Raw genomic sequence first — 26,724 nt, 5'->3', positions numbered from 1 at the left:
TATCTACTCCTTGCCCCTCGCTACATGTTGTATTTCAAGTTCCGGATATCCTGTTTCGGCATCATGCGTTCGCAGAAAACGATATTCCGGAAATATCCCGATAATTATTTCCGCAGTGGTATACACGGTGCATCCCGTGAGAAGATGTGCCCCAAATGTTTTTCCCTGTTCATCCGAGAGAGATATATGCATATGACACCCGTGAAGAGAGAGAATGCCGGTGAGCGAAACAATTTCAAAATGGCCCTGAAGACGTGATGCCTCTTGTTGGTTGGCAAATCGAAGCATTGCAGTCGTCAGGCTACCGACACACGTCACCACACACGCAGCCTCAAGACGTTGTTCACCGACGAAACGCTCTATTTCAGCAAGGAGATCCTGCCCAGGATGTAATCGTATAACTTGAATTTCCATACCACTCTTTTCACGTATATTGTCTATTCGGTAGCATTATATGTTTTTTAAAACAGTAAACATCCATTATGTTCATTCAAAGTTTGTTGATTAGCGGTATATTATTTCTGATGACATCTCCAATTGATAATTTGGATTCAACCCAGCCGTATTAATAGACATATCGCATTGATAGTTGGTTTCAATAAAACCTATGGCAATATATATTGGTACATACCTAGATATACTGCTATACACATGCATTCGATTCATGTAGGCATGAGAATGAATCAATAAAATAAAAATACTGAAATCCATCTCTATATACAATCAATTTTCAAATGCTGTGTTTTGGGTATTTCGATTACATCGGACACAGCATGATTCTAACAATCAATATAAATCTCAAAAACACCAACAAATCTAAAGACAGCGGCTATCCCCAGAAGGTCAAGCCGCTGTACCAAAGAGCAAGAAGTATAAAAATGTAACCGTGCCAGAGACTTTCGCTCTGTTTGTGAAAAATTACACCGAGTGTGCCCTCTCTCTGGATATATCACGGTTGTGGTGGATATTCATCGCTTACGCCTTCCCCATCATCTCTAGAAAACCGGCTCGGGAGCGTTCAATGACATCGTCTTCGACACAGAATGCCAGCCGGAAAAAACCTTTAGCGCCAAATCCTGTGCCGGGAACAGCCAATATGCGCTTTTCCTGCAATCGATTGACAAATGCGATGTCATCGCCACCCGGAGCAGCGACAAAAAAGTAGAATGTGCCGCTCGGCATCGCGAACTCGAATCCGGCTTCTGTCAGAATATCGCCCAGCATATCGCGACGTCGGGCATAAGAAGCCACATCCACGTTCTCTCCGAGTGCTTTGAGCAGAATCTTTTGTCCAATGGCCGGTGCATTGACAAAACCAAGAACGCGTGAGGAAAAAACCAATCCATTCATGATGGTCGTCCGGTCTGGCATATCGGGGGACAGTGCGATATAGCCGACACGTTCTCCAGCCAACGCGAGATTCTTGGAAAAAGAACTGATGAGCACCGTATATGGATAACGCGGCAAGATTGGAGGAACTTCAACGCCGTCATACGTGAGAAATCGATATGGTTCGTCGGCGATAAGCAAGACGGGGTGACCGATTTTACGACTATGTTCTTCAAGCAGAACACAGAGTCGATCAAGCGCTTCTTCGCCATACACAGCTCCTGTGGGATTGTGTGGCGAGTTGATAAGAACAACTCGTGTTTTTTCCGTCAACGCACCGGCGAGTGCACCGACATCAAGGTCGAATGCAGGTGCTGGCATGAGAACAGGTCGCAGAGTTGCCTTAAAGTTCTCGACATAGAACTTATACTCTAAAAAATACGGAGAGGGACAAACCACTTCGTCGCCCGGTTCCAAAACAGCACGAAGAACTGTATTTATACCTCCTGCTGCCCCGGCCGTGACGAGAATATCCGTGGCACTCAGAGGAACACCCTGCTCCTGGCTCACTTTCGTAGCTAATGCTTGACGAACCTCTGGATACCCTGGATTAGGCATATACCCGAAGGCAAACGGCGTCGACGCCGTCTGGGCCAACTCTGACAGGCACTCACCGACAATGGGCGGTGGAGGCAGATCGGGGTTCCCCAAGCTGAAATCGCAAACAGCTTGCGAACCATATTTTTTTTTGAGCTCAATACCGGTTTCAAAAATGCGACGAATCCAGGAGCCTTTTTCGAGATATTCTGTCAGTTGACCAGTCAGTACACACATAGCCCTATCCTTTAGGTATGGTTCTCAGTGTTAATCCAAACCACATATTATTGATTGGTGAAACAGGCATATTTTCCAATATCGTCGTTTTTTTCAAGAAAAATACGCACGTCGGAAGAAAAACAACGTATATTTTTATTTATGCAGATTATCTCTTGCTACTTTTTTATTGACAAGGCAGGATCATCGCGGCAAAAAGTAAACTTTTCCTCATGAACAACTCTCTCTCAACAACACGGTGCATCATGGATGGCAATACCAACGCCATTAGCTTTTCCTACGCCCAGTTTATCGCCAAGGAAGCCTGCAAAGAATCGGCGGCACGAATTTTCGATACGGTGCGCAACCGACTTCACAACGCGCTTCCCGGTGAGGAAAATGCAACTCTGCGCCAGCAAGCATTGGACGCACTCTCCGATGCCGAGTGCGATTACTACAATACATTTCGTATAGAGGATGTCATTGCAGACATCCTCGAATTCTAATCCGACGACGAAAAGGACATCCAAGGCATGACTTCTTCCGCCCGCCCGGAACTTCTCGCCCCGGCCGGAGACAGGGCTTCTTTTCTTGCCGCCCTGGCAGCCGGTGCCGACGCTGTATACGTTGGTCTGAAACATTTTTCGGCCCGTATGCAAGCTGATAATTTTTCTATCACTGAACTGGCTCAACTTACCGAATTGGCCCATAAAAAAAGCCGTCGAGTATATGTTGCCATCAATACATTGGTCAAACCTGACGAAATCGACAAGGCCGGTCGTCTAATCGATCGGACAGTGCGTCTTGTTGCACCCGATGCCTTTATTGTGTGCGACCTCGGCGTTATCGAGCTTGCCCGTCAAGTTGGCTTTTCCGGCGAAATTCATGTGTCCACGTTGGCCAACATCTCACACCAACGCAATCTTTCGCTTCTTCCTGCACTGGGTGTGCAGCGGGCGGTCCTCCCTCGAGAACTCAATGTGGATGAAATCCGTGCCATGTCCGAAGCCTGTCCGGACGGTGTCACACTCGAAACGTTTGTTCACGGTGCGCTATGCCATAATATTTCCGGTCGCTGTTACTGGAGCAGTTTCTTAGGCGGGAAAAGTGGATTGCGCGGTCGTTGTGTTCAACCGTGTCGACGGGTCTATGAAAATAAGGGGCAAAAGGGACGTTATTTTTCCTGCCTCGACCTCAGCCTTGATGTGCTCGCAAAGACGCTCCTCACTATTAAAAACGTGAGTGCCTGGAAAATTGAAGGTCGAAAAAAAGGACCGCATTATGTGTACCACACCGTCAGCGCGTACAAGCTACTACGTGATGAACCAGGCAATCCCGATGCAAAGAAACAGGCACTAAGCTATCTGGAACAGTCTCTCGGCCGGCCGGGAACGCACTATTCTTTTTTGCCGCAGAAACCGAAAAACCCGGTCGAGGCAATCAAACAAACCGGCTCCGGTATGGTTGTGGGTCGATTATCACTGAGTGGCCCTGGAAAGGCCTCTTTCTCCCCACGTATCGGTTTGTTGCCCGGAGATATCTTGCGTATTGGCTATGAAGACGAGCCCGGTCATCAGGTCATTCGTTCTCCCAAATCCTTTCCGAAGGGCGGACGTTTTGATGTGCGATACCAAGGGCGACATCGTCCGAAATCCGGAACTCAGGTCTTCCTCATCGACAGGCGGGAAGCCGATCTTGTTTCCATTGTCGACTCCATGCAAGCCGAGCTTGAAGCCATCCCTAAACCGCAAAATAAAGAATCGCAGTTTGTAGCCACTCTTCCTGCGCCCTTCAAGTCGCCACGAAAAATGCGTTCGTTGACGTATGATGTATGGCGCAACCCTCCTCTTGATCGTATTCGCACAGACTTCGGTATGTGGCTCGCAGTCGGAAAAGGACATAGCCTCCCACTCACCCGTTCCGGGCAAGCATGGTGGTGGCTCCCTCCTATCATCTGGCCGAACGAAGAAAACGAGTATGTGGCGTTGACGGATCTCCTTTTGCGTCGTGGAGCCCGAAAATTCGTACTGAATGCACCTTGGCAGCGCAGTTTGTTTCCGAAGCACCTCAAAAAAGAAACGCAACTTTGGGCCGGACCGTTTTGCAATACGTCGAATGCCCTCGCGTTGAAAGTTCTTGAACAAATGGGTTTTTGTGGTGCCATTGTCTCGCCGGAACTTTCTCAAGAAGATCTGGTTAGTCTGCCAACCAAAAGCCCTCTTCCGCTTGGTATTGTTCAACACGGACGCTGGCCACTGGGCCTGTCTCGCACACTCGCCATGGACCTCAAGCACCATATGCCGCTCAAGAGTCCTATGAACGAAGTATGCTTCACCGCCAAGCATGGACAAAATATTTGGATTTTTCCTTCCTGGAATCTTGATCTGACAGGAAAATCACGAGAACTTGAACGAGCTGGTTACAGCGTCTACATTCATTTGCGTGAACCCACACCGAAAAACGTTCCCATTTCGGAACGCCCGGGCTTGTTTAACTGGGAAGTTGGCCTCATTTAAAGGGCTTGGTACATAGCAATTTCTTCGGACGGCTCGAGTTCTGGATAATACCCCAGAATTCGAGCCGCATCGAAGCAATATAACAATACTGCACGTGATGTTCCTCAGCGTACGGCTTTCCTCCCTCCCTTCGGTTTTCCTTTTTCACCACGTTCCGATGCTTGCCTTTCCACACAGCTCGACGTAAGATTTTGGTCCTATCGGGAAAAAAGCAGGTGTGTATGATTTTGGCTCGTGATTCAGCCCAAACCGAAGCAGGCAATCAGTGCAAGCTTTACGACCTCCTTGACCATGCAGATCCACAGGAGGTCAAACAGGAAGTCCACTCTATCGCAACATCCATTTCACCCAATATGGATGGTGATCTTCTTGAGACTGTTCATAACGATATCATTCGTCTTTTTAAAGGTGAATACCCCGGTTTTCGAGCGAGCACGGCCAAATATCATGACCTCGAACATACCAATTCCGTTGCTTTGGCAACGGTGAGGATACTGCACGGTCTTGCTCTGTCCGGCAAAGTCGCCATTGATGGAAGGATGACGCTGACTGCTCTTGTCGCCGCATTATTTCACGATCTTGGACTTGTACAAACACTGCACGAAACTCAAGGCACCGGGGCTCGCTTCATGGTTGGCCATGAAAAACGTAGTATTGCGTTTCTTCGTGCCTATTTTGCCGATAAAAATGTTCCGCCGCATTTCGTTGACGATGCAGCACACATCATCCAGGTCACGGAGCTCGTTCGCCAAATTGATACCATACATTTTCGTACGGAAACCATTCGTCTTCTGGCCAAAGTCGTGGGGTCGGCGGACCTTCTCGCTCAAATGGCCGATCGAAAATATCTCGAAAAATTATTGTTGCTTTTTGAGGAATTTGAGGAAGCAGGACTCAACGCGTATACGACAGAGATTGAACTCTACCATCAAACCAACGATTTCTACCAAAAAACCGTGCAACCACGCCTCGCCAGCTTCGACAACATTGCCCACGCTGTTCAGCATCATTTCCGCATGCGGTTTGGGATAAACGCTGATTTGTATCATGAGGCTATTCAATGTAATATTGATTATCTTCAACATGTTTTACGTCAATGCAACGAATCCATGCAATGCTACTCTTCCCATTTCAACCGTCCAGGCATAGCAAATCCTACCATATCCCAAAAGACCGATCCTTCAGACAGTCACTGAAAAGTTACTTAGCACGTCTTGTCAAATGCCCCTTGAATTGATATTCTCATAAATAATTCGTGAAAACTGTTGGCTCTGCCGTAAGGAGGCCCCCATGTCGAAAGCCTTTGGCATCAAGTTTCCGCAAGAACTTGCAGGTATCCGCATCAGCCGTCTGATGAATACCTACCTGCAAGACAGCTCTGAACGTCACAAAGCGGAAGTCGATATGTCTATTGAACGAAACAACGCACAACCGCGCATCATTGAACAAGCGTTGGAAGGTTCACTCGTCAATCGATCTGCGTAGCTTCAGAAGCGGTTCCTTCGTACGGTTCTTACCGAGACAAGGATCCTGAAGACATACTTTCTTGTGGAGAGTGTAAGCACAATTTTTTGTGTTTCAGGATTCGTGTGGTATTTTTTGCCACGAAAAACACTCGGGAGATGCACACATTCTACAATCCCCCTTTCCATCGAAAAATACATCACGCCGTGATGACATTGAGCCGTGAAAAGCTTTCTAGGATTGCCGCTGCTTTTTTCCAAAGCAGCGGCAATCCTTTCACGTTTGGCTATCTGGTCGCATAAAAAGTCGCAGCCGCCTGCTAATGTTCCAATCTTTGGGACTTCTGTTTGCAATGGCTTTGCCCCATAGCTCGGCTCTGAAGAGGCTGACGAACTGCGAGCTCATCACCCGTCCTTCTTGTTGCCACTTGGGCTTCGGATAGGTCTTGTCTCCAGGTTTGTATATACGATGTTCGGCAAGCAGAAGCATGGTATACGCAAACACGAGTAGACTCGGAACCGGCTCAATCGCCTTCTCATTTCTCATCTGCGCCTTCTCTACACCCTCCCAACGTCAGGCATATGCTTGAAGAAATTTCTCCAAAGAGAGGTCTGGAGCTGTCGAAATCAGATAGCACGGTTTTCGATAATTCATTCGAGATTGCTTGTTCAGACAATACCCAAGTGGGCGGATAACCATCTGTTTGAGGTTGTGTTCTCCCTGGCGTTTCGCCAGCGCACGGGTCTCAAGGTTTTCACCTGAAATTCACAGATTTCACCCGCTGCAAACGCAGAAACAATTTCTCAGGGAATACTTTTGTCTTGCCGTATTGCTTCTGGGGTGGGCAGGCGCTCACCGTATGCTCGCTTTCGTCCCCTTCCGGCCTGTTCACCCCGTGGCGACGCAACACGGCACGATTTTGACGACGGATCACGTTTTACGCGACCTCATCCCCTACGACATTGACGAGGAAACGCTTGGCAAGGTCGTTCTGGGTGCGCCGTCTGTTCGTCCCGCTCCGGGGAGCGGCGTTGTTGCGCAGGCGCTTGACGATCAGGGACGCGTGGTCAGCGAAGCGCAGATTGACCCAAGCCAGACGGAAGAGGCTGTTCAGGCGATGCAAGACCATTCGCCTACCGGGCACACTCGCGTGATTCCGACCGGACAGGCGCTGCAGGAACGGCACGACGGATTTCTTGAAGACCAAGCTCGACAGACGCAGACGTCGCCGGAATTGTCGCCATCTCCCCAGACTCCAGGATCGGGCGGGATCGTGTCCATGAGGGCGCTCGATGTCGGTGAGCCAAATCAAGGGCAGGGCCAGGAACCGACCGCTGTTTCCGCTTCGGACATCGCCGCGTCCATGGAATATCCTCAAACGGATGTTTTACCAGAACAGATTGAAGAGAGCGTTGCCCCTCTCAATTCTACGAATGCGTCGAGATGGGATCACTTCGAAACGAATGAAAACGGGGATTCGTTTGTCGGTTCAATTTCACCGTCGACTGCTGACGACATAGAGGCTCTTGGGTTAAGCCTTCAGTCTCCAGATGTTTTTGCGACACCAGGGGACATACAACACATAGAAGAAAGTCACGGTGATCAACTGACGGACGACGATATCGAACTCATCCAGCACGTCGTGCAAAACCCAACTGAGATCTTGCCCAATATCGCGACAGCAAGCAGTCCCCAACGTGGACGTCGTACGCTTTTTGTTCGTTCAAACGGGAAAAAATTTGTTGGTATAGTTGAAATATCGCAGGATGGTAGCGGGAATATTCTGCGCAATTACTGGAAAATGTCTCAGAAAAAAGCGGAAAGGTACCTGAAAAAGTACCGAGAAGAGAAAGACCGCAGGCTTCAACTTGGGGGGGCGGCCCCTTCCCCCATTGCCCCCGACGATAATCGTCGGTCCCCGGTGGGCCTTTCCGGTGGTCAAGCTGGGTCTGCGGGTATAAATACCATAGTATCGACTGCTGACAACGTCAATACGAATGAAGAGCGCACGTCTCAACCGTTCTCTCCCAAACAGGCTCAATCCGTACAACGCGATGTGCCGTCAGTCGTGCCCGTGTCTGTTTCCTATGCCGAACAATACGGGCCCAAGGCCGGAACAATCGTGGAACACGTTGAACAGGACAACGTGGACGCCGCTCGCAATATCATGAAGAAGATGCCTGTCGGTGCGTTGAAGCCCTTGGCCGGAGTTGACGCCTCAAGTCAGGTCGGGCGTGACGAACTGGTTGAAACGGTATTGGAACGAATGACAGCGGATGTTGCCGCAACGCGTGCGCAGGAAACGCCGGAGCCGATGCCGGGTTCTTCTCCTGTGCAAGACTCAGCAGGCCAAGCCGTTGTTGGTATCGAGGGAAAAAGCACGGCCCATGAAAAAGGCGTCACCGGGAAGCCACGCGCCGACATGGCCATCCAACATTCCGAAGACTGGGACGCCGCCAAAACAGGAGACCTCGACGCGGCTCGACGCATTGTGTCTTCTGTGTGGCAGGATTCTCACACAGAAGCCGTCAAGGCCAAGCTCGACCCCCAAAAAGAGACGGTCTTTGTGTCTGTGCCAAGTACGACAGGGTCAAACACACTGCCCCTCGCACTTGGCGAAGAACTGACTACGCGTATGGGGGGCGTTCTTTTTGACGGGAAGGTACTGTTTGAAGCAGAACATGACGCTCCCATGAAAAGCATCCCCCCACAGGAGCGCCCCTTCGTCGCGAAAGAATACGTGGCGCAAGAAGGAACGAACTTGACCGCGTTACAGGGAAAAAACGTTGTGGTGGTGGAGGACGTTCTGACAACCGGCGCGTCCGCAAAAGCGTTCGTCCGCGCCCTCAAGAAGGCAGGTATCTCGGTCGATACCGTGGCAGGACTCATGGGTGACGCCCGACTCGATGCAGAGCCCCAACTTGTCGCCAAGTTGCAAAAAGCGTTTGCACGAAACAACATCCCGCTTAACGCGAAAAAAACCGCTTCCGTCTTGTCTCGCGGCGAAGTCAATGTTATTTTGGATCAAATCAACAAGTCGAGGACGACCGATGACAGACAAGCCATTGCCCGAGACCTACAGAGGGTACTCGACGAAAGAACTGCTGGAGTTCTGGGAACGGTTCTGCGAAGGCAAGGAACGGGGAGCACCAGCAGAAAAACGGAAAGCAATGCATTCCTTTCTCCGGGAATACAAGATCGCGCCGGTCTACAAGCTCAATCTGAGCGACCCCAAGCTCATGGAACAGATCTTCAAGAAGAAATAACCCCTTCCCCCATCACGCCGTCTTCACATAACAAGAGCGGCGTTCCTCTTTCCTCTTCCGCCTCTGATACACCGCATTCGCATCCGTCCGCACCCAAGCCATCGCGCCCCGCCATGTCCAACACCGAGGCGAGCGCGCATATTGATCGGTGGACGAAAGGCCTCAAAGGCGTCCCTGAAATAGATATTCGCGAGGATGGCGAACCTGGTACAAAAGGCATGTATCAGCCCGCAAGCAAAGACGGGAAGACGCCCCCAAAAGTCACCATTTTCGCGAACAACCATACATCTGAAGCCGACCTTCGCAACACGTTCAAAGAAGAGGTCATGAACCATCACGGCGTTCGTTTGGCGCTTGGCGAACAGTACGAAGCGTTCATGACGAAGGCGTATGAAAATCAGGCCGTTCAGGATATGGCCGCGAAGCTGGAGAAGGAACGCGGCGACTCTTTTCATGGAAATAGAGCGATAGCAGCCGACGAAGCCATCGCCGCGCTTGGCCGTCAAGGCTGGCGGTCCACCATCATGGATAAACTCGTTTCCACGGTGCGTCGGTTCATGCGTCGGCTGTGGCCCGACATGAAGGTGACGGACCGCGAGATACGAGACGTTATCGGCAGATCGTACAAGGCCGTGAGGACGGGAACCGGGAGTGCTGCGTCTCACGGACCAACTCTGACGATGTTCTCAAAAGACCAACCCGCAGACGCCTTTCTCGAAGCCCCTGGAGGCGGAAGAGATTTCGGTCACATCAATGATGAAATGGCGCAGGCCATGGGGAGTCGTCCCGGACCGATTCGGCTTCAAAACGGAGACGAAAAGTTCGGAGCGGTGCACATCGACCAAAGGCATGGGCCTCAAATACAGCAACGAGGATTCAAAGATACCACCGGATTCATTTCTCATATTACAAAGAACTTTAATGCTATCTTCAAAGGAAACACTGATAGGCACTTTGTCTTGACGGTACGAGGAAACAGAATATGGCCAGCCGCTATAGTGAAAATGGAATACAGCCCTAATGGAGAATTTTACAAGGTCGTTACGGCATCTCCAGTAAGGAAAGATCAGTATCTTCATCCTGATGGCGTGCATAAGAAAAAGCTTCTCTGGGAAGGCACGCAGGACCCTCATCGTGACCATAACAGCCAGACCCCTGGCGTCATCTCGGGCCAGAGAAGCGATGTAGAAAATATAACGCCTGATGTTGATCCAGTCAACGACGGCGACATCATGGCGCATCGCGATGCACAGAACGACGAACAGCCTGTGTACGATCCTGAAGCCAGGGTGGACGTCGTTGAACTTGATTCTGCGACGTTGCCGGCTGACATGGATTGGAAAGACGCGAAAGCGGTTCGCAACTGGCTTTTCAATTCCGCCGATTTTGATACGCCTGTTCAGGTCAAGAAGACAGGGGAGACGGTGACGTTTACTCGGCGCGGCTTAAAGGAATCTACAAAACGTCGGGGGGAACAGCAAAGGCAAGCCTATGGAGCGTTACGGCGTCTGATTGAAAACGCCGCGTTTTTTCGTTTTGAACCAGCAACGCAGGAAAAACATCGTCACCTCTTTGGGCAAAACGTCTATTATGCAGCGCTACGATTAGGAGGAAGGGATTATTCTGTAAAAATTAAGGTTAATCTGAGCAGGGCAGGCGATATTAAATCATATAAAGATCATAAAATTTCAGAGATTGAAGTGGCGTCACCCATGTCCCCGACGCAAGCCCATGAACATGGGGGGCAATCGGCATGGCCGGCCTCGAAGAATCAAGACTATGACGCCACATCTTCTTATCCTGTAAGAGTCCTGGCTGGTGAAGTCAATGCCGACGACGGCATCATGAGGCAGCGGGATACGCAACAGAGCGAAAAATCCCCCCTCCCCCACGACGACATTGACGCCATCATTGCCGAATTCAACGATGCCACGCCGGGAGCCGCGCCGGTTCGCGTGTTCGAGAACACCGAGGAAGCCGAAGCGTTCGCCGGGCAGAACATGCGCGGCGTCAACGGATTCTATGATCCCAAGAACGGCATTGTCGGTCTTATCGCCAATCGAGTCAAGAGCGCCAAAGACCTCCTCACAACGTTGGTGCACGAACAGAAGCGCCACCATGGATTGCGCGTCTTCCTGGGCGACCAGTATCAGGCCGTCATGGATAAAGCCTGGAAGAATCCCGCCGTCCAGGCAAAAATTCGCGAACTCATGGACAAAGGTTACAGCTGGAACCTGCGTTCTTTGAAAGGACGCCGGAAAGCGACGGACGAGGCGATTTCCTGGTTGGCTGACGAAGGCTGGACAGGATCGCTCGTGGACCGGATCATCGCGGCTGTGCGTCAGTGGCTGCGAAAGATGCCGCGTTTTTCCCATCTTGAGTTTTCGGACGCGGAAGTCCGGACCTTGATCGGCAACGCCGAACGGGCTGTCATGAAACCGACGAAGGTGCAGGAGGCAACGCAGACGGGTCGGAAAGGCAGCGTGGAGCCGGTTGCGGCACAGCGTGATGAAAAGGACTCTTCTCACCCCGTGTACGATCCTGACGCCAGAGTGCAAGTGGTTGAACTTGATTCTGCGACGTTGCCGGCTGACATGGATTGGAAAGACGCGAAAGCGGTTCGCAACTGGCTTTTCAATTCCGCCGATTTTGATACGCCTGTTCAGGTCAAGAAGACAGGGGAGACGGTGACGTTTACTCGGCGCGGCTTAAAGGAATCGGCGAAACGTCGGGGGAAACAGCAAAGGCAGGCTTATGGAGCGTTACGGCGCCTGATTGAAAACGCCGCGTTTTTTCGTTTTGAACCAACTGATGATCGACATCGAAACCTGTTGGGGCAAAATGTCTATTATGCGGTTTTGAGAATGAATGGAGAGGATTTTTCAGTAAAAATCAAAGTGGATATTCACAATATTGGTGGCCTGAAATCATACAAAGACCATAAGATTTCATCAATAGAAGTGGCGTCACCCATGAACCCGACGCGCGCCCATGAACATGGGGGGCAATCAGCACGGAAGGACTTGACGAATCAAGACCGTGACGCCACGTCTTCTTATCCTGTAAGAGTCCTGGCTGGTGAAGTCAATGCCGACGACATCCTGGCGCAGCGGCAAAGCCGTCCCTCCTCTCCGTTTATTACCAAACGCGTGCAGCGAGCGATTGACGATTTTGCTCGACAGTTGGATCAATATTTTGATGGCAAATTCAACAAACGACGCCATTTCACGCTGGGGCCAACCCCCATTATTCTCAAACGCCTTGGAGTCCCAAACTTACCTTTTACGATGCGTCCTGGAGTTATTCCCAAAGCAACTCAGGACAAACATTTCGTGCGACCTGAGTCATTTTATTCGCTTATCCAGAACCTTCATGACCCCATTATGGTGTTTGAGTCAAAAGACGGTCTCGGCAATTTAGTTGTCATGACGGAAGTGATTGACGAGAAAGGGAAAACTGTAATGGCGGCGGTGCATGTGAATGCTTCAATGCAACACCATGCAGTCAACAATATAGCAAGTTTTTATGGAAAAACGAATGAAAACACATTCTTGAATTGGATAAATCAAGGCTTGCTTCGTTATCAGAACAAACAAAAAAGCCTCGCCTGGTCCCAGTCAAGAGAGCTCCAATTGCCCAAGGAGGGGACCAAGCGAGGCAACAAGAAAATATTGACGGAAGCCGATTTTGTCAATGCCTCCGACATCCAGGCCCATCGCGGCGAATCGTTTACCGACGCCGAGTCCGAACGGCGCTACCAGGAAGCCCGGAAAGGGATCGGCACCAAAGAAACCTTCCTTGATCACGTCAAGGGATCATGGAATCAACTTGCCACCGGTTTTACGCGGCACTTCATCCATCTACCAAACGAAGCGAAATTTGCCAAAGCGCGAATGGTTGCGCCACTTGGAACAGGCGCAGCGCAATGCGGCTGGTGTCGCTGTGCAGAACATGCAGAACATCACCAAAGACCTGACGAGAGAGGAGTTTGATCTGTTCAACCGTTTGGTTGTTCTCGACGACTTTGCATTTCCTACACCGAACAAAGTCTTTTCATATCGGAAGTTGACTTCGACCTCCCAACGCCAGACATATGCTTGAAAAAAAATTCTAAAGGGAGGTCTGGAGCTGTCGAAATCAGGACGTACGATTTTCGGTAATTCATTCGAGATTGCTTGTTAGACGATACCCAAGTGGCCGGATAACCATCAGTTTGAGGTTGTGTTCTCCCCGGCGCTTCGCCAGCGCACGGATTTCAAGATTTCCACCTGAAATTCACGGATTTCACCCTCTGCAAACGCAGAAACAATTTCTCAGGGAATACTTTTGTCTTGCCATATTGCTTCTGGGGTGGGCAGGCGCTCACCGTATGCTCGCTTTCGCCCCCTTTCGCCCTCTGGCAGGCCCGTACAACTTTGCATCCTTTCGTATGCGGCAGATAAAATGGAAAGTTGATGTACTATTGTTCGTTGGCTTTCCGCTTAATTAACTGCACCTTCCTCAGGAATCCCATTAGGACTTCCTTGTATCTAGTTATGTAACTAGATACAAGGAAGTTCAAACCGTCAACTTGACAAAGGGGTTGACTTATGAAGAGCAGAAAAAAAGAGGAATTTGTCTGGCCATGGATCAAACGCGAGATTGCCGCTGCTTTTTTCCAAAGCAGCGGCAATCCTTTCTTGTAGCAATTATTTCAATCGCGCCCGCAGTGTGTCAGCGAACCGTTCAAGATCATTTTTATCACCGTCACGGTAATCTTCAGGATAGAGCAAGGCAGACATATAAAATACACTGTCCAGGTTTAAGGCCTGTTCCGCTCGTTGACCAAAACCGGCAAGGGATGCTGCGATATCGACGAATTCTGGAATGCCTTGAAGTTCTTTGCCGCCCTTTTCCGCCAACTCGATCAGGTTCTCCGCCTTCTGCGCCATGGCCGCTCGATATGCGGGTTCATCGTTGTTTTCATGTAAAGCAACTGCTGCATCTCGTTCCACGTTACGAATCGCAACGGCAGTTTCATCAATCGCTGTGATCACATTTCCTAAGCATACTCGAGCGGTCTCATCCATGGTCATTGTCCTTGTATTAATATCAGCCGAAGGTGCTTCCATTCCATCCAAAAAAACGACGATTGAGATCTGTAAACTCAATGTAGGTTCTGTCTGGAGAAACCCCCATTTCCTGATCGATAAAAGCACACAAAGCACTACAGAATTGCGTACACTGCGTTTCAGCAAGACCGATACTCTTGCACTCAACGGATGCAGCCGGTTCCAATGAGCCCGCAAACGACATGGCAACATTGTCCACGATCAAGGTCATGACATAGTTTTCACTCTTCCCGGTCAGTGTGGCCAGTGTCTGCGAAAGTTTGGCGCACAGGTCGGTTTTCACGTGCTCGTCAAATGTCACGTTTGTTTCAATCCGGCACAGTGGCATAGCTTTTTCCTCGCTAAAAATCGATGCGGTCTCTAAAACATTTGGCGTAATAGATCTTCGCCACGGGCCAAGGGGGCATTGGGGTCAGCCATGTCGATACGGTTTTCCTCGTCATCAATATACGCCAGAGCCTGCTCCGATCCTTTAAGGAAAGGCATAGGAATGCCGTCGACATTCGCGATGGTCAACCCTTCTTGCGGCATGTGGAAGTCTTCCACGGGATAATCTTCTTCAACGACAGAGCGATAATTAAGCCATATCGGCAAGGCCGCTCGTCCACCGGTTTCACCGCGTCCCATCGGTTTGAGTTGGTCAAATCCAATATAAACCCCCGTCAACAGATAGGGTGAAAAACCAATAAACCATGCGTCTTGCTCATCGTTGGTTGTTCCCGTTTTTCCTGCGATGGGACGTCCCAATTTTTTCACTCGGGTTGCCGTGCCGGCGCGAACAACTTCTTTTAACAACGACGCCATGATGTAGGCATTTTGCGGAGAAATGGCCGGAACCGCCGTCACTTGGGACGTATAGACATCTTCTCCCCACGCACTTTTTACAGAGAGTACAAACCGTGGGTCCACATAGGAACCGTCGCGCGCAAAAGCCGTATAGGCCTTGCATAAATTGATCAATTTCAATGACGCCGCGCCAATACTGACAGGAAGATATGGTGGTATTTCAGCTTCAATCCCAAGAGCTTTGGCCCGATCGATAATTTTTTGCATACCGATCGTTTTTGCGACCCGAATCGTGACGAGGTTACGCGACTTGGACAATGCAGAACGAACCGTCATAGGTCCAAGAAATTTACCACCATAGTTACTTGGTCGCCAGACCTTATGGGTAAACGGATCAACATAGACAAACGGACTGTCCATAATCACCGTGCCCGGAGTAATCCCGTTATCCATTGCTGCGGAAAAGACGATGGGTTTAAACGACGATCCAGGTTGTCTTTCGGCTTGTGTTGCTCGATTGAATTGACTGCGCTCAAAGGAGAATCCGCCTGAACAGGCCAGGACATCGCCCGACTTGGGATCAATGGAGACAATCGCGCCTTCAACAATAGGCTCTTGCTCCATATTGACCACCCAGCTTGTGCTTGCCTCACTCTTCTTTTTCTCGGCAGTAACGTCTTCCGCTTGAGACTTCGGTGCGGATTCCACCGACGCTGCGATAATATCACCAACTTTGACGCCCTTGCGTCTGGCAAATGCCATCGTGTTGGCCGGCATAAAACCTGTTTTATCGCCAAATCGGACTTGCGCTCCTTTTTTCGTGACCTGGGTGACAAGAACATGAATCCAGGCTCCAGGATAAAGATTTTCCTCTGACACAGGATGAGACTTTAAGTATTGCTCGAACTCGTCTTTAGCTATGGAGTCTATAGGTCCACGATATCCCCGACGCTTCGAAGATGCCGATAAACCACTGCGCAACGCAATTTCTGCGGCACGCTGGTGACGCGGATCCATCGCAGTATAGACATGCAATCCACCATTATACACCGTGGATTCACCGAACCGTTCCACAAGCCAACGTCGTACTTCTTCAAGATAATACGGGCCAACCTTCCAGGACGGGTCAGGCATGCTTTTAAAAACTAATGGCTCACTGATAGCTTGATCATGTTGTTCTTTCGTAATCCAACCAATCTCAAGCATACGCCCGAGAACATATTTTTGTCTTGCCTTGGCTGAACTGAAATCATGGAAAGGACTGTATCGGGAAGGCGCTTGTGGCAGACCGGCCAAAAGCGCAGCTTGCGCCAACGTCAATTGGCCAACATGCACACCAAAGTACGTCCGTGCAGCCGCTTCAACGCCATAAGATTTTGAACCGAGATAAATCTGGTTGAGGTAGATGGTCAGAATTTCATCTTTCGTCAAATACCGTTCCAGACGATACGCCAAAATTGCTTCTTTGAGTTTACGTTTGTAGCTTTTTTCCGGAGTCAGCAGCAACCGTTTGATAATTTGTTGGGTGATGGTGCTCCCCCCCTGCCGGATGCCACCATGACGCATATTCACCACCATGGCACGAAAAATAGCCATGAGATCAACACCTTCATGCTGATAAAATGATGAGTCTTCCGACGCGAGAAACGCTTTGGGAAGGTAGTCCGGCATATCGGCCAGGGTCACGAGAAAACGTTTCTCCGCGTAGAGATATCCTATGACTTCTTTGTCTCTACTATAGACCGTTGTCACCAATGGCGGACGATAATCCGTCAAATTTCGAAAACCAGGTAAATCTCCGGCTGCCCAAAAATAAATACCGGCCAGAGTCATGCCTGCCGCAACGACAACAAGTAAAGTAAACAAAACAAGAATGATCAGCAGTTTTTTCATGAAATCGATACCTTTACGCCTTGACGGATGAAACGAAGGCCATCCCTTCCCTTGGTGGAAGTCCCCATGCCAGACGCAATTTACCGTGGAGTTTTCGCACGGTTTGTTCAGTCGTCCCTATGGCTTGCACCACTCCAGGTACGGTTCTCCCTTCTTTTTGTGCCAAGCACTGCGAGGCCGTAAACACGGTGAGCATATCTCGTACGACCCAAAGAGGAAAAATACGGCAATAATATGGCCGAACTTCGGTCGGGAGCATGCATCCTGCCGATTCGAGAAATGTACATTTCCCATCAGCGTGTGTAGACAGCCGAAAGTGAAATTGGTCTGCAGGAAAAAGCGCCATAATGACTTTCCGCTCACCGGGAAACAATCGCGCCATATTATTGACGAATGCTGCAGAGTTGCGTTCGCGCGTAAAGCCGCCACGTTGCGACACAACGTCTACGATGCGGTTACGTTCCAAAGTAGAGACCGGGAAACAGGCTTCTTCCTGTCCCGGCACAAGTTGACAGCAGGTAGGGCCTAAAGAGGCACACCTGGCGCAAACATCGGGGTCGGAACGTTTCTGAATTGCAGTTGAAAAATGCCGGATGCTCACAAATTGGCTCCAAAAAAATGGCCGGCCGGCCGAGTTCTTGTGATAGTAGCCACACCGGCACATCATTGCAATGCCGTGCATAATGATCTGTCGGGAAAAGAACGTAATTCCCAATATCGTCCCTGTAAAGCGTTGACCAGCACAAAAAACAGCCTTCAGCTCTCCATAAACTCAGAACTCCCCTTGACTGCGTCGACTTACTGCTGCTGGGCGTTGGTGAATTCGAGTTTTTCCAGACCCGTATCCGTCAAAATGATGCCGTGTTGCGTAGAATCCAAATATCCATATCCGGACATTTCCCGGATAACGGAACGTATGCGATACAACGGTAAAGATAAATCTTGAACCAAACGATTTTCATCAGTTTCCCTGCGTGCCGCTTCAAGGAGATCGCGAGCAAGAACCGTCAGTGTTCCATCAGGCTTTATACATGCCATTTCTTTGAATTCTCCTCCAATGCCCGTGGGTATAGCGCGCAACATGGCGTATGCGAGCGTAAAATCCTATAGATCCTCTCTATCGTTCAGATAGCATGGACGCTTCGTGTATGGGACAGCGCCCTATTTATGACTTCAATGTTTTCTTACAGAAGTACCAGTCCAGGCACTGCGTGTCCGTATTTCCAAGCTGGTCGTCAGCGGCGTCTTGGGTTCGAGGCGGAGGGACAATAACCTCATCGCCGGGTTTCCAGTTGGCAGGAGTCGCGACACCATGTTCATCCGTTGTTTTCAGCGCCGTGACTAATCGAAGAATTTCATCCACATTCCGTCCCGTTGTTAAGGGATAATAGATAATCGCTCGAATGACCTGCTTATCATCTATAACAAAAACACATCGTGAGGTTTCGGTTTTACTTTCCCCTGGCATAATCATTCCATAAAGCATGGCCACACTACGTGCCTGGTCCGCAATAATTGGAAATGTGATTTTTTGCCCAAAAGTTTTTTCAATGTTCTTGGTCCAGGCGATGTGAGAAAATATGCTATCAATGGATAATCCCAGCAGTTCGCATCCCATTTTCTGGAATTGACTGTGTGCTTTGGCAAATGCAATGAACTCCGTCGTACAAACTGGAGTAAAGTCAGCTGGATGAGAAAACATCACAACCCATGTTCCCTTAAAATCTTCAAGGTGCAAAAGCCCTTGCGTTGTCTCCGCAGCGAATTGCGGAGCGAGATCACCAATACGTGGCATAGGAGAGGATTGAATTTGGACGTCCGAAGTCATAAGGTTTTCCTCCGTGTTTTCTCATGGAAAAATCGATGCATACGCTTAAAAAGCATTCTGACAATAGACTTTTTTAACTTTTTTCATGCACTTTTCAAAAGAAAAAGAAATACGAAATAATTTTCAAAAATTTTGTTTATGAAACTTTAATCTTACAACGAGACTTTACCACAAACAACGATCCATGTATTTTGTCGATAATTGAAGTTTCTTTGTTGAGTTACACCTGGAGAAATAAAGCACCCATGAATATACCACCGAAAATACTCGTTATCGACGATGACGATACCGTCCTTGCCAGTTTTGGTCTCTGGCTTGAAGATAATGAATTCCAGGTCATTGAGGCGCGTAACGGCAGAGAAGGACTGAACGTGGTCAACACGCAGGATCCGGATGCTATCATTCTTGATCTTGTTATGCCGGTCATGGATGGTCTCGAATTTCTTCGTGTTAAAGCCGATACCCACCCCGAGATCCCTGTCATCGTTATGACAGGGAAACGTGATCTTTCAGATGCTGTGCGTGCCTTTAAATATGGCGCATTCGATTATTTAACGAAACCGTTGGATAATTTTGAACTGTTGAACCATGCACTGCAAAGCGCACTTGAACATCGCACATTGAAAGAAAAAATTGAACGTGCCGAAAAACGCTACACAAATCTTGTACAGCATATTCCAGTTCTTATCTTCATGCTGCACCATGATTTTAATCTTGGATTTATCAACAAATTTTGTGAAGCCATGCTCGGATTCACGCAATCGGAAGCACTGAGTACGCCAAATTGGTTTTTAGGACGTATTCACGACGCTGATCGTGAGCGCATTCGCAATGCCTTCACCGCTACATTTCGAAAATGCGATCGTCCGTTATCCGAAGAATTTCGGCTTATTCACAAAGATGGGGCCGTTATCCATGGCATTCTCAAAACGATTCCCGCTCAAGATTGCGTTCCCGGACAATCTGTTACGTATATGGAAAGTTTGGTCATGGATATTTCAGAACGCATGATGCTGGAAAAATTTGTTGTTCAGAAAGAAAAACTTAAAACATTGGGAGCCATCTCTGCCGAAGTCGCTCACGAAATCCGCAATCCTCTTATCTCAATTGGAGGATTCTCTCGCCGAATGCGTCAGAAATATCCAGATATTGCCGAAACTGAGATTATCCTGAGCGAAGCCACCCGTCTTGAAAAAACGCTTGATCGCATTCGAACGTATCTTCACCCTGTGAAGTTGGAACGCGAAGATTGCTCTATAAATGATATCGTGGAATCGGCCCTGGATCTTCTGGAACCGGAACTCCTTGCTCGCAATATCATACCCAAAGTTAAATTCGATCGGTTGATAAGTCAGATCCGTTGTGACCGAGAGATGCTCGGACAAGTTGTCATCAACCTTATGCGGAATGTATCCGGCAATATCGACACGGAGAACACGCTCGTAATAACAACATTTGAACGGGACCAATTTGTTAATCTCGAAATTGTCTTTCATCCTTCTCACGTTATTTCCGACCCGGAACTTCTCTTTTTACCTTTTGAGGAGACCGAAACCAATGTCGGTCTCCCCTTTTGCTATCGCATGCTGAAAAACATGGGTGGGTCTTTAACATTTGATCGGAATGAAAAGGCGTGCGTATTCCTTGTTACTTTGCCGATTTCCGGTCGAGAGATTCAATGATGCCGGCGTCTCATGCCCTCATGGCCAGGAATTTCTGAAACGACCAGCGGTTCCCGAACTCCGCGGCGCATCCAGCGAGGCACTTGCCATGTTGGTCCAGCTGCGAAGACAATGCCCACTGCAACCAAAAGACATCCTGCCACATGGGAAGCACGAATTGTTTCATGAAGAAAGAGCGCTGAAATGATGACTCCCGATGCCGGCATTACCCCAACAAAAGCTCCTGCTTCACTGGCAGGCACTCCAGAAACGCCACGGAACCAAAACCAATAAGCCGCGACGGTCACAATCAGTCCATAATAAGTCAGTATGCCCCACTGAGCGATACTGAGGCTGGATACATGAAATTCCGGAGATATCACGAACGCGGTAGGCACAAAAAAAATTGCCCCGGCGAGGGTAATGACAGCGGATGCTTCCATATCACTGATAGCCGAGCTCACCGATTTTCGCATAAGTAAAAAGACTGCCTCACTCACGTATGCCAAAATGATACAAATTATTCCGCGCAAGGATCCGACATCGCCTCCTTGGACAAACAAGGTACCGGAATTAGCAAGAACAATACCCAATCCGCTGAACAGGATGCCCAATTTCGCCATGCGATTTAAATGCTCTCCATAGAAAATCGTCGCAACACACGCCATGACGAGCGGCGTTGTTCCCGCCATAATGCCACCAATGACCGCGGTTTCCGTTTTCAGACCATAGAGCATGAAAATATTGAACAGAACAGCTCCAAAAATTGCTTGGCACAAAAGTACGATCAGGTCTCGACCATGACTTCGTACTTTGGGGATAAGACGGAGAAGAACCGGCAACATCGTGACAAGCGCAATGGCAAATCGAAGGCCAAGAGCCCAAAAAACCGGCATATTCATCACAAGATGCCTGGCAACAACAACAGACGACCCCACCATTACCATGGCCGTCGTCAGGCACGCGTAGGCTTTAATTCGTGAGACAGTATCCATGCGTTTCTCCTTTTCTCTGCAAATGCAATGATGCAGAGGAGATAACGCGGATATCAGCGTTTCTCTTGTACGCTTTTGCGGTAGAGGCCTGGAGAAACTCCAATCTGGGGGGTAAAGTGTCTGGTCAAATGGCTTTGGTCGTAAAATCCAGTTTCCAATGCGGCATCGACAACTCGTGCTCCCGATAACAATAAAGATTTTGCCTGCCGAACCCGGATCATGGTCTGGTAGCGATGTGGTGGTAAACCGTATACTTGACGAAAGGCCCGGTTGAGATGCCAAGGGCTCAAACCAGCCAAATCGGCAAGCTCTTCCAAAGACACATCTTCTGCGTACTCGTCTTCCAATTTTTGACGAACACGATGGAGCGCCTGGGTCGGATCGAAAGAAAGTGTACGGCCCGGGCGTGTTTCCCGACCATGTCGAATCATCCAGGCAACAACCAATGAACGCATGAGGCTTTGTCGTGCGAGAACAGATAGTTGTCCCTCTTCAAGAAGACGGTGCGCCGTTGCTATGCGTGCAGCGAGTGATGCATCGTGGACAATACCCGGAGTAAAAATGATATCTCCAGACTTGACGTCGGCTTCCTGGAGCATGGACCGCACCAGGGCTGCATCAAGGTAGAGCATACGGTAACTCCAGCCAACTTCTCCTGCTGCTTCGCCGGTATGCGGTTCCCCTGGCACAACGGTATTGACGATCCCAGTTGTGGCAACAAGCCGTTCTCCACGATATTCAAACCCGAGAGCACCAGAAGTGATCACTCCCACTGCGTAACCATCATGCGCATGCACCTGAAACCGCCGTCGCATAAAGTGAGCGCGAAGGCACTCCACGCCATCGAGTCCTTCAGGTGTAAAAAAGTTCGCCCATTCCTTGACCCCGATCACGTTTCTCTCCATGGTTTTCTACCGCATCGCGTGTTTACATCATCTGACTTTGCACAGGAATAACGCTCTATGCCAGAACCGACTCTCTTCGCGTATCAAACGATTGCCAAACATGTCTCTCATGTACATCCCGTCATTGTCGACGGAGGCGCCAACAAAGGTCGACGAACACAAACGTTTCTTGACCTTTTTCCAGAAGCCCATATTCACGCTTTTGAACCACTCCCCGACCTTGCGAGCAAGCTCTCAAAACGTTTTCCGGCACAATCGGTCACTGTACATCAATACGGTCTTGGAGCCTCGTCGTTCCCCACAACCATCAATAAGTTGAACAGGCCCACGCTCTCCTCGATTCTTCCCCCTTCCGGAATTCAAGAGAAATATGCTGATCAGGTTTTGACATTATCGGATGTTATTCCTATCCAGGTTGTTTCTCTTGATGAAGTTCTTCCCGACGGCGCCGATGTCGTCAAACTCGATCTTCAAGGGTACGAGCTTGAGGCGTTGCGCGGAATGCCCCAAACACTCGCTCGATGCCGTGCTATCCTTGTCGAAGTTGCCTTTATCCCACTGTATGAAGGACAACCACTATTCGAAGAAATCGAGTTGTTTCTTTCCTCTTCGGGGTTTGTCCTCGAAAAACTGTATGATATCTGGACAAACCAGCAAAATGAAAAAACCGCAGCCGATGCCTTATTTCTACGATGAGAAACATAACCATTATTATGTTTCTTGTCTGCGGACCAATCGCGAGGATCGTCTTGTGAAACATTGAGCTCCGCGTGTTCACGATGGAAACACCAAAAACAGGGCTGAGAGGGCTTTACAATTCATAAGAGCTCGTTTTAGGGTTCTCTCAAACCTCAACCCCCTGATTCCTTATGAAAACACGCTTCGGATTTGGAATGAAGCCAAAGAGTCGGCCACTTTTTGGCGCGCCCCCTCGTCGTGCTCCTTTCCTCCGTATACTGCTTGTATGCGCGTTTATGGGAGTTGGTCTCGTTGCTGCTTATCAGGCCGGTTGGTTTGTTGAGTCGGAACCTGCAACGTGTGTCCTGAAACTAAACGGACCGGAGGTCAGTGAGCTGTTCACTTGCCCTCCTTCTGAAGAAGAGCAAGTCCCCAAACATGTCAACTTCAACGGCGTGGTCAAACCGGGAGACACTGCGGCCCAGCTGCTTGGCAGCTATCTCGACGCAGCCCAGCTGCACACTCTTGCCGCTCAATCGCGTAAGGTTTACCCCTTATCGCAAATCCGTATCGGGAAAGAATATACGATTGAAGCTGAAGGCGACACGCTTACACGCTTTGAGTATGAGATTGGTCCCGGAAAAACCCTCATCGTGGCTCTCGGCGACGATGGCTATCAGGTTGATACTGAAATAGAGCCAAGTGAAGTTCGCACGGAACGCGTGTCAGGCAGTATTCGTTCGAGTCTTATCCAAGCGGTGAACGATTCTGGTGAGAACACGAAACTTGCCGTCAAAATCGCCAATGTTTTTTCATATGATATCGACTTCTGCAAAGACATCCGTCGGGGTGATACATTTGAAGCCGTTGTGGAGAAACGTTACCGCGGTGGACAATTTGTCGGATATGGCCGGGTGTTAGCGACACGATTTTCCAACCAGGGTGAAGTTTTTGAAGGCTTTTATTATGAAGACGGCAAAGGCAATGCCGGCTATTATGATGCGTTAGGCAAAGCACGCCGTAAAATGTTTCTTAAAGCTCCACTTGATTTTACCCGTATATCTTCTGGGTTTACCCACAGTCGCCTTCATCCCATATTCAAGAAAAAACGCCCTCATCTTGGCGTTGACTATGCCGCTCCCACGGGGACACCGGTATGGAGCATCGGAGATGGAGTTGTCGTAAAAAAAGCGTATGGTAAAGGATATGGCTATTATGTCACCGTACGGCATAATAGTGTATATACCACACAATACAACCATCTCAGTCGTTTTCCCAAAGGGCTCGCTGTCGGGAAAAAAGTCAAACAAGGACAAGTTATCGGATTTGTCGGTAGCACCGGATGGGCGACAGGTCCCCATCTCGATTTTCGCCTCTATAAAAACGGCCAAGCAATCAACGCGTTAAAGTTGAAGAAAACGACAGCCGACCCGATCTCGAAGAGGGAGTTGGCATCATTCAAGAAAAAGGTTCACCCTCTTTTGAGCTTGCTTGATAATTCTTCTCGCGCTTCCTCAACACGCACGGCAAAAGCCGATACGTCCACCCGAATGAAAGTGCAGAAAATGTCGAAACGCGAGACAACCCAAAAGGAACCCAACTCTGGTCAGCAAACCAAAGCTGCCCTATAAGCGACGGTATGAATATGACCCCAGGCACTTTGTGCATCGATATCGGTAGCGGAACGCAGGACGCGTTACTGTATTACCCCGATCGCGAATTGGAAAATTGTCCGAAGTTTATTCTCGAATCGCCAGCCAGAATGGTTGCGGCCAGAATTCGTGAGCTTGGTCAGTTGAAAATGCCGATTTATTTGTATGGCAATAATATGGGCGGCGGATTTTATCGTAGCATCAAGGCACATCTCGCTATGGGGCTTGATGTTTCTGCCCGGCGTGATGCTGCCTATTCATTGAGTGATAATCCGGAGAGTCTTCTTGAAATGGGAATTCGGCTCGATGAGCGCTGTCCAGATGGATTCATGCCCGTCTATTTATCCGATTTCGATCCTGCATTCTGGGATATATTTTTGAAGATGTCAGGACATCCCTACCCGTCTTATTTTCTCATTGCCGCTCAAGATCACGGATTTCATCCGGGGTCCAGCAATAGAATGGGCCGCTTTGAACTCTGGCGCCATCTTCTGGAACAAGCCGATGGCCGCCCCGAGTCGCTTATTTATGATACGCCTCCCGAAACGTTTACTCGGTTGCGTTCCATAGAAAAACAGGCTGGGGCGTGTATGACAGCTGACACAGGTGCCGCGGCTATATTGGGAGCTTTGTTTGTTCCGGAAATCGAGGAAGCGTCTCGGGATCACGGCGTTCTTGTGCTCAATATGGGGAATAGCCATATTGTCGCAGCCATGGTGTATGCTGGTCGGATTTATGGTGTTTACGAACATCATACCGGTGTTCTCGACCCTGGTGATGTTATGTTGCAAATCGACCGTTTTCGTCGCGGTACTCTGGCATGTGAAGAAGTCTTTGATAGCTATGGACATGGATGTTTGTGCTTGCCGCCTCCGTCTGATGCAGGCGGATTCGATGATATTCATGTCATCGGTCCCAAGCGTGAACAACTCATGGGATACCATGTTTCCTTTCCCAGCCCTGGTGGAGATATGATGCTTGCCGGGTGCTTTGGACTTTTGAAGGGTCGAGAACTCAAGCGCCTTGCAGCTGAACAAAACTAAAGCCGCGTGGACCTGAAGTGTTCACAGCGCCACATTCTTGATCGTTTTCCGTCAACGCAGTATCGTTATGATCTTTTCGGCTTCCTGTTCCGACAGTATCAACGAGGTTGACGCTCATGAAGACTCCTACCAGCAAGTTCATTATCGCTTTTGCTCTTCTCATTCCACTTTGTGCATCTCTCTATCTTGGGTGGCGTGTCCTCGAAAAAAGCGGTCAGGATGAAGTTATTGAGGATTATTATAAACGTCTATTCGATTCATCACAAAAAGAAGATGCGTCATGCCCCCCTGCCACGACGTGTGAAAACGATCAGCTTGACGCTGGCTACCAGACGTTGGTGAGCGACCTGGAAGGAGAAGTCGCAGCAAAAGAAGTGACGATCGAAAAATTCAAGGAAATGCTCTCCATCAATGTTGTCGATGAAATTCTTTTCGATACAGGGAGAGCCATAATTACGCCACGTGGCAAAATTGTGCTGGCCAAAGTCGGCGGCGTCATCGGCAAAATGACGGACAAACACATCTACATTGTGGGGCACACCGATGATGTGCCCATCCAAACATTCCGCTATCCCAGCAACTGGGAACTCTCATGTGCCCGTGCAGCCGCGGTTATTCGTTATCTTCTCGATACGGATAACTTGGATCCGGCAATGTTTTCAGCTGTAGGCCGGTCATCATATCAACCTGTGTCTGAAAACGACACGCCGGAAGGCCGCGCCCGGAATAGACGCGTTGAAATCGTTATTGCCAATTTTTCCAAGTTCTGACGTTTTCCCCGACT

22 protein-coding genes are annotated in these 26,724 nt (G+C 49.3%); 10 read left to right on the top strand and 12 right to left on the bottom strand.

Annotated features, from left to right (window positions below):
* Window positions 1-3: 3 nt before the first annotated feature.
* Window positions 4-414 carry a PPC domain-containing DNA-binding protein gene (locus tag G451_RS0122960; RefSeq protein ID WP_027186079.1) on the bottom strand — a complete coding sequence of 137 codons (411 nt, stop codon included), beginning with the start codon at window positions 412-414 and terminating at the stop codon, window positions 4-6.
* Window positions 415-975: 561 nt separating this feature from the next.
* The gene (locus G451_RS0122955) at window positions 976-2,163 is read right to left on the bottom strand and encodes a pyridoxal phosphate-dependent aminotransferase (RefSeq protein WP_027186078.1); all 1,188 of its coding nucleotides are present in this window, start codon (window positions 2,161-2,163) and stop codon (window positions 976-978) included.
* Between the two features lie 245 nt (window positions 2,164-2,408).
* Between G451_RS0122955 and G451_RS0122950 the strand changes: the two genes are divergently transcribed.
* The 4 genes from G451_RS0122950 (at window position 2,409) to G451_RS0122935 (ending at window position 6,143) form a co-directional block, all read left to right on the top strand.
* Window positions 2,409-2,648 (top strand): hypothetical protein, encoded by a 240-nt coding sequence (locus tag G451_RS0122950; RefSeq protein ID WP_156921773.1) that lies wholly within the window; start codon window positions 2,409-2,411, stop codon window positions 2,646-2,648.
* Between the two features lie 27 nt (window positions 2,649-2,675).
* The gene (locus G451_RS0122945; RefSeq protein WP_027186076.1) at window positions 2,676-4,658 is read left to right on the top strand and encodes a U32 family peptidase; all 1,983 of its coding nucleotides are present in this window, start codon (window positions 2,676-2,678) and stop codon (window positions 4,656-4,658) included.
* 221 nt (window positions 4,659-4,879) lie between these two features.
* Window positions 4,880-5,854, top strand: coding sequence for an HD domain-containing protein (locus G451_RS31250; protein WP_051261821.1), 975 nt, complete (start codon window positions 4,880-4,882; stop codon window positions 5,852-5,854).
* Between the two features lie 94 nt (window positions 5,855-5,948).
* On the top strand, window positions 5,949-6,143 hold the full coding sequence (locus G451_RS0122935) for a hypothetical protein (protein WP_027186075.1): 195 nt from the start codon (window positions 5,949-5,951) through the stop codon (window positions 6,141-6,143).
* A 255-nt stretch (window positions 6,144-6,398) separates the two neighbouring features.
* Here the strand turns inward: G451_RS0122935 and G451_RS0122930 are convergent, their stop codons facing one another.
* Window positions 6,399-6,668, bottom strand: coding sequence for a hypothetical protein (locus G451_RS0122930; protein ID WP_027186074.1), 270 nt, complete (start codon window positions 6,666-6,668; stop codon window positions 6,399-6,401).
* A 313-nt stretch (window positions 6,669-6,981) separates the two neighbouring features.
* On the opposite strand from G451_RS0122930, the gene G451_RS0122925 reads away from it, so the two are divergent.
* Window positions 6,982-13,380, top strand: a complete 6,399-nt coding sequence (locus tag G451_RS0122925; RefSeq protein WP_027186073.1) for an LPD3 domain-containing protein — start codon at window positions 6,982-6,984, stop codon at window positions 13,378-13,380.
* 696 nt (window positions 13,381-14,076) lie between these two features.
* Here the strand turns inward: G451_RS0122925 and G451_RS0122915 are convergent.
* From G451_RS0122915 to G451_RS0122890, 6 genes are all read right to left on the bottom strand, one after another.
* Window positions 14,077-14,457 (bottom strand): hypothetical protein, encoded by a 381-nt coding sequence (locus G451_RS0122915; protein WP_034643662.1) that lies wholly within the window; start codon window positions 14,455-14,457, stop codon window positions 14,077-14,079.
* Window positions 14,458-14,479: 22 nt separating this feature from the next.
* A complete protein-coding gene (locus G451_RS0122910) occupies window positions 14,480-14,827 on the bottom strand; it encodes a phenylpyruvate tautomerase MIF-related protein (protein ID WP_027186071.1) in 348 nt (115 codons plus the stop codon).
* Between the two features lie 32 nt (window positions 14,828-14,859).
* Window positions 14,860-17,178: a penicillin-binding protein 1A gene (locus G451_RS0122905; RefSeq protein ID WP_027186070.1), complete on the bottom strand. Its 2,319-nt coding sequence runs from the start codon at window positions 17,176-17,178 to the stop codon at window positions 14,860-14,862.
* 13 nt (window positions 17,179-17,191) lie between these two features.
* Complete coding sequence (locus G451_RS0122900) at window positions 17,192-17,779, bottom strand: YkgJ family cysteine cluster protein (protein ID WP_245587863.1); 588 nt, start codon at window positions 17,777-17,779, stop codon at window positions 17,192-17,194.
* Window positions 17,780-17,976: 197 nt separating this feature from the next.
* Window positions 17,977-18,216 carry a hypothetical protein gene (locus G451_RS0122895; RefSeq protein WP_156921772.1) on the bottom strand — a complete coding sequence of 80 codons (240 nt, stop codon included), beginning with the start codon at window positions 18,214-18,216 and terminating at the stop codon, window positions 17,977-17,979.
* Window positions 18,217-18,343: 127 nt separating this feature from the next.
* A complete protein-coding gene (locus tag G451_RS0122890; RefSeq protein ID WP_027186067.1) occupies window positions 18,344-19,006 on the bottom strand; it encodes a peroxiredoxin in 663 nt (220 codons plus the stop codon).
* 245 nt (window positions 19,007-19,251) lie between these two features.
* Here G451_RS0122890 and G451_RS31245 point away from each other — a divergent pair, with 245 nt between their 5' ends.
* Window positions 19,252-20,688 (top strand): response regulator, encoded by a 1,437-nt coding sequence (locus tag G451_RS31245; RefSeq protein ID WP_051261820.1) that lies wholly within the window; start codon window positions 19,252-19,254, stop codon window positions 20,686-20,688.
* Here the strand turns inward: G451_RS31245 and G451_RS31240 are convergent.
* A complete protein-coding gene (locus G451_RS31240; RefSeq protein WP_051261819.1) occupies window positions 20,682-21,662 on the bottom strand; it encodes a DMT family transporter in 981 nt (326 codons plus the stop codon). The genes G451_RS31245 and G451_RS31240 overlap by 7 nt on opposite strands.
* A gap of 53 nt (window positions 21,663-21,715) precedes the next feature.
* Window positions 21,716-22,555 carry an AraC family transcriptional regulator gene (locus G451_RS0122875; RefSeq protein WP_051261818.1) on the bottom strand — a complete coding sequence of 280 codons (840 nt, stop codon included), beginning with the start codon at window positions 22,553-22,555 and terminating at the stop codon, window positions 21,716-21,718.
* Window positions 22,556-22,624: 69 nt separating this feature from the next.
* Here G451_RS0122875 and G451_RS0122870 point away from each other — a divergent pair, with 69 nt between their 5' ends.
* From G451_RS0122870 to G451_RS0122860, 3 genes are all read left to right on the top strand, one after another.
* Window positions 22,625-23,263: an FkbM family methyltransferase gene (locus G451_RS0122870; protein ID WP_051261817.1), complete on the top strand. Its 639-nt coding sequence runs from the start codon at window positions 22,625-22,627 to the stop codon at window positions 23,261-23,263.
* 197 nt (window positions 23,264-23,460) lie between these two features.
* Complete coding sequence (locus G451_RS31235; RefSeq protein ID WP_169727930.1) at window positions 23,461-24,876, top strand: M23 family metallopeptidase; 1,416 nt, start codon at window positions 23,461-23,463, stop codon at window positions 24,874-24,876.
* Between the two features lie 8 nt (window positions 24,877-24,884).
* The gene (locus tag G451_RS0122860) at window positions 24,885-25,940 is read left to right on the top strand and encodes a DUF1786 domain-containing protein (protein ID WP_342663771.1); all 1,056 of its coding nucleotides are present in this window, start codon (window positions 24,885-24,887) and stop codon (window positions 25,938-25,940) included.
* Here G451_RS0122860 and G451_RS34365 read toward each other — a convergent pair.
* The gene (locus tag G451_RS34365; RefSeq protein ID WP_156921771.1) at window positions 25,912-26,058 is read right to left on the bottom strand and encodes a hypothetical protein; all 147 of its coding nucleotides are present in this window, start codon (window positions 26,056-26,058) and stop codon (window positions 25,912-25,914) included. The genes G451_RS0122860 and G451_RS34365 overlap by 29 nt on opposite strands.
* Here G451_RS34365 and G451_RS31230 point away from each other — a divergent pair.
* Window positions 26,057-26,710 (top strand): OmpA/MotB family protein, encoded by a 654-nt coding sequence (locus tag G451_RS31230; RefSeq protein WP_051261815.1) that lies wholly within the window; start codon window positions 26,057-26,059, stop codon window positions 26,708-26,710. The genes G451_RS34365 and G451_RS31230 overlap by 2 nt on opposite strands.
* The last annotated feature ends 14 nt before the right edge of the window (window positions 26,711-26,724 follow it).

Origin of the sequence: Desulfovibrio inopinatus DSM 10711, from assembly GCF_000429305.1 — a bacterium.
Taxonomy (GTDB): domain Bacteria; phylum Desulfobacterota; class Desulfovibrionia; order Desulfovibrionales; family Desulfovibrionaceae; genus Alteridesulfovibrio; species Alteridesulfovibrio inopinatus.
The sequence above is the reverse complement of the archived record's forward strand: the minus strand, read 5'-3'. Positions and strand labels throughout refer to the sequence as shown.

What these genes read in the sequence shown, in the direction of transcription:
- G451_RS31250 (WP_051261821.1), top strand. Translation starts at nt 4,880, where the DNA reads ATGATTTTGGCTCGTGATTCAGCCCAAACCGAAGCAGGCAATCAGTGC.
- G451_RS31235 (WP_169727930.1), top strand. Translation starts at nt 23,461, where the DNA reads ATGAAGCCAAAGAGTCGGCCACTTTTTGGCGCGCCCCCTCGTCGTGCT.
- G451_RS0122945 (WP_027186076.1), top strand. Translation starts at nt 2,676, where the DNA reads ATGACTTCTTCCGCCCGCCCGGAACTTCTCGCCCCGGCCGGAGACAGG.
- G451_RS0122910 (WP_027186071.1), bottom strand. Translation starts at nt 14,827, where the DNA reads ATGCCACTGTGCCGGATTGAAACAAACGTGACATTTGACGAGCACGTG.
- G451_RS0122860 (WP_342663771.1), top strand. Translation starts at nt 24,885, where the DNA reads ATGAATATGACCCCAGGCACTTTGTGCATCGATATCGGTAGCGGAACG.
- G451_RS31245 (WP_051261820.1), top strand. Translation starts at nt 19,252, where the DNA reads ATGAATATACCACCGAAAATACTCGTTATCGACGATGACGATACCGTC.
- G451_RS0122890 (WP_027186067.1), bottom strand. Translation starts at nt 19,006, where the DNA reads ATGACTTCGGACGTCCAAATTCAATCCTCTCCTATGCCACGTATTGGT.
- G451_RS0122895 (WP_156921772.1), bottom strand. Translation starts at nt 18,216, where the DNA reads ATGGCATGTATAAAGCCTGATGGAACACTGACGGTTCTTGCTCGCGAT.
- G451_RS0122915 (WP_034643662.1), bottom strand. Translation starts at nt 14,457, where the DNA reads ATGGATGAGACCGCTCGAGTATGCTTAGGAAATGTGATCACAGCGATT.
- G451_RS0122960 (WP_027186079.1), bottom strand. Translation starts at nt 414, where the DNA reads ATGGAAATTCAAGTTATACGATTACATCCTGGGCAGGATCTCCTTGCT.
- G451_RS0122870 (WP_051261817.1), top strand. Translation starts at nt 22,625, where the DNA reads ATGCCAGAACCGACTCTCTTCGCGTATCAAACGATTGCCAAACATGTC.
- G451_RS0122905 (WP_027186070.1), bottom strand. Translation starts at nt 17,178, where the DNA reads ATGAAAAAACTGCTGATCATTCTTGTTTTGTTTACTTTACTTGTTGTC.
- G451_RS0122925 (WP_027186073.1), top strand. Translation starts at nt 6,982, where the DNA reads ATGCTCGCTTTCGTCCCCTTCCGGCCTGTTCACCCCGTGGCGACGCAA.
- G451_RS31240 (WP_051261819.1), bottom strand. Translation starts at nt 21,662, where the DNA reads ATGGATACTGTCTCACGAATTAAAGCCTACGCGTGCCTGACGACGGCC.
- G451_RS0122930 (WP_027186074.1), bottom strand. Translation starts at nt 6,668, where the DNA reads ATGAGAAATGAGAAGGCGATTGAGCCGGTTCCGAGTCTACTCGTGTTT.
- G451_RS0122955 (WP_027186078.1), bottom strand. Translation starts at nt 2,163, where the DNA reads ATGTGTGTACTGACTGGTCAACTGACAGAATATCTCGAAAAAGGCTCC.
- G451_RS0122950 (WP_156921773.1), top strand. Translation starts at nt 2,409, where the DNA reads ATGGATGGCAATACCAACGCCATTAGCTTTTCCTACGCCCAGTTTATC.
- G451_RS31230 (WP_051261815.1), top strand. Translation starts at nt 26,057, where the DNA reads ATGAAGACTCCTACCAGCAAGTTCATTATCGCTTTTGCTCTTCTCATT.
- G451_RS0122935 (WP_027186075.1), top strand. Translation starts at nt 5,949, where the DNA reads ATGTCGAAAGCCTTTGGCATCAAGTTTCCGCAAGAACTTGCAGGTATC.
- G451_RS34365 (WP_156921771.1), bottom strand. Translation starts at nt 26,058, where the DNA reads ATGAGCGTCAACCTCGTTGATACTGTCGGAACAGGAAGCCGAAAAGAT.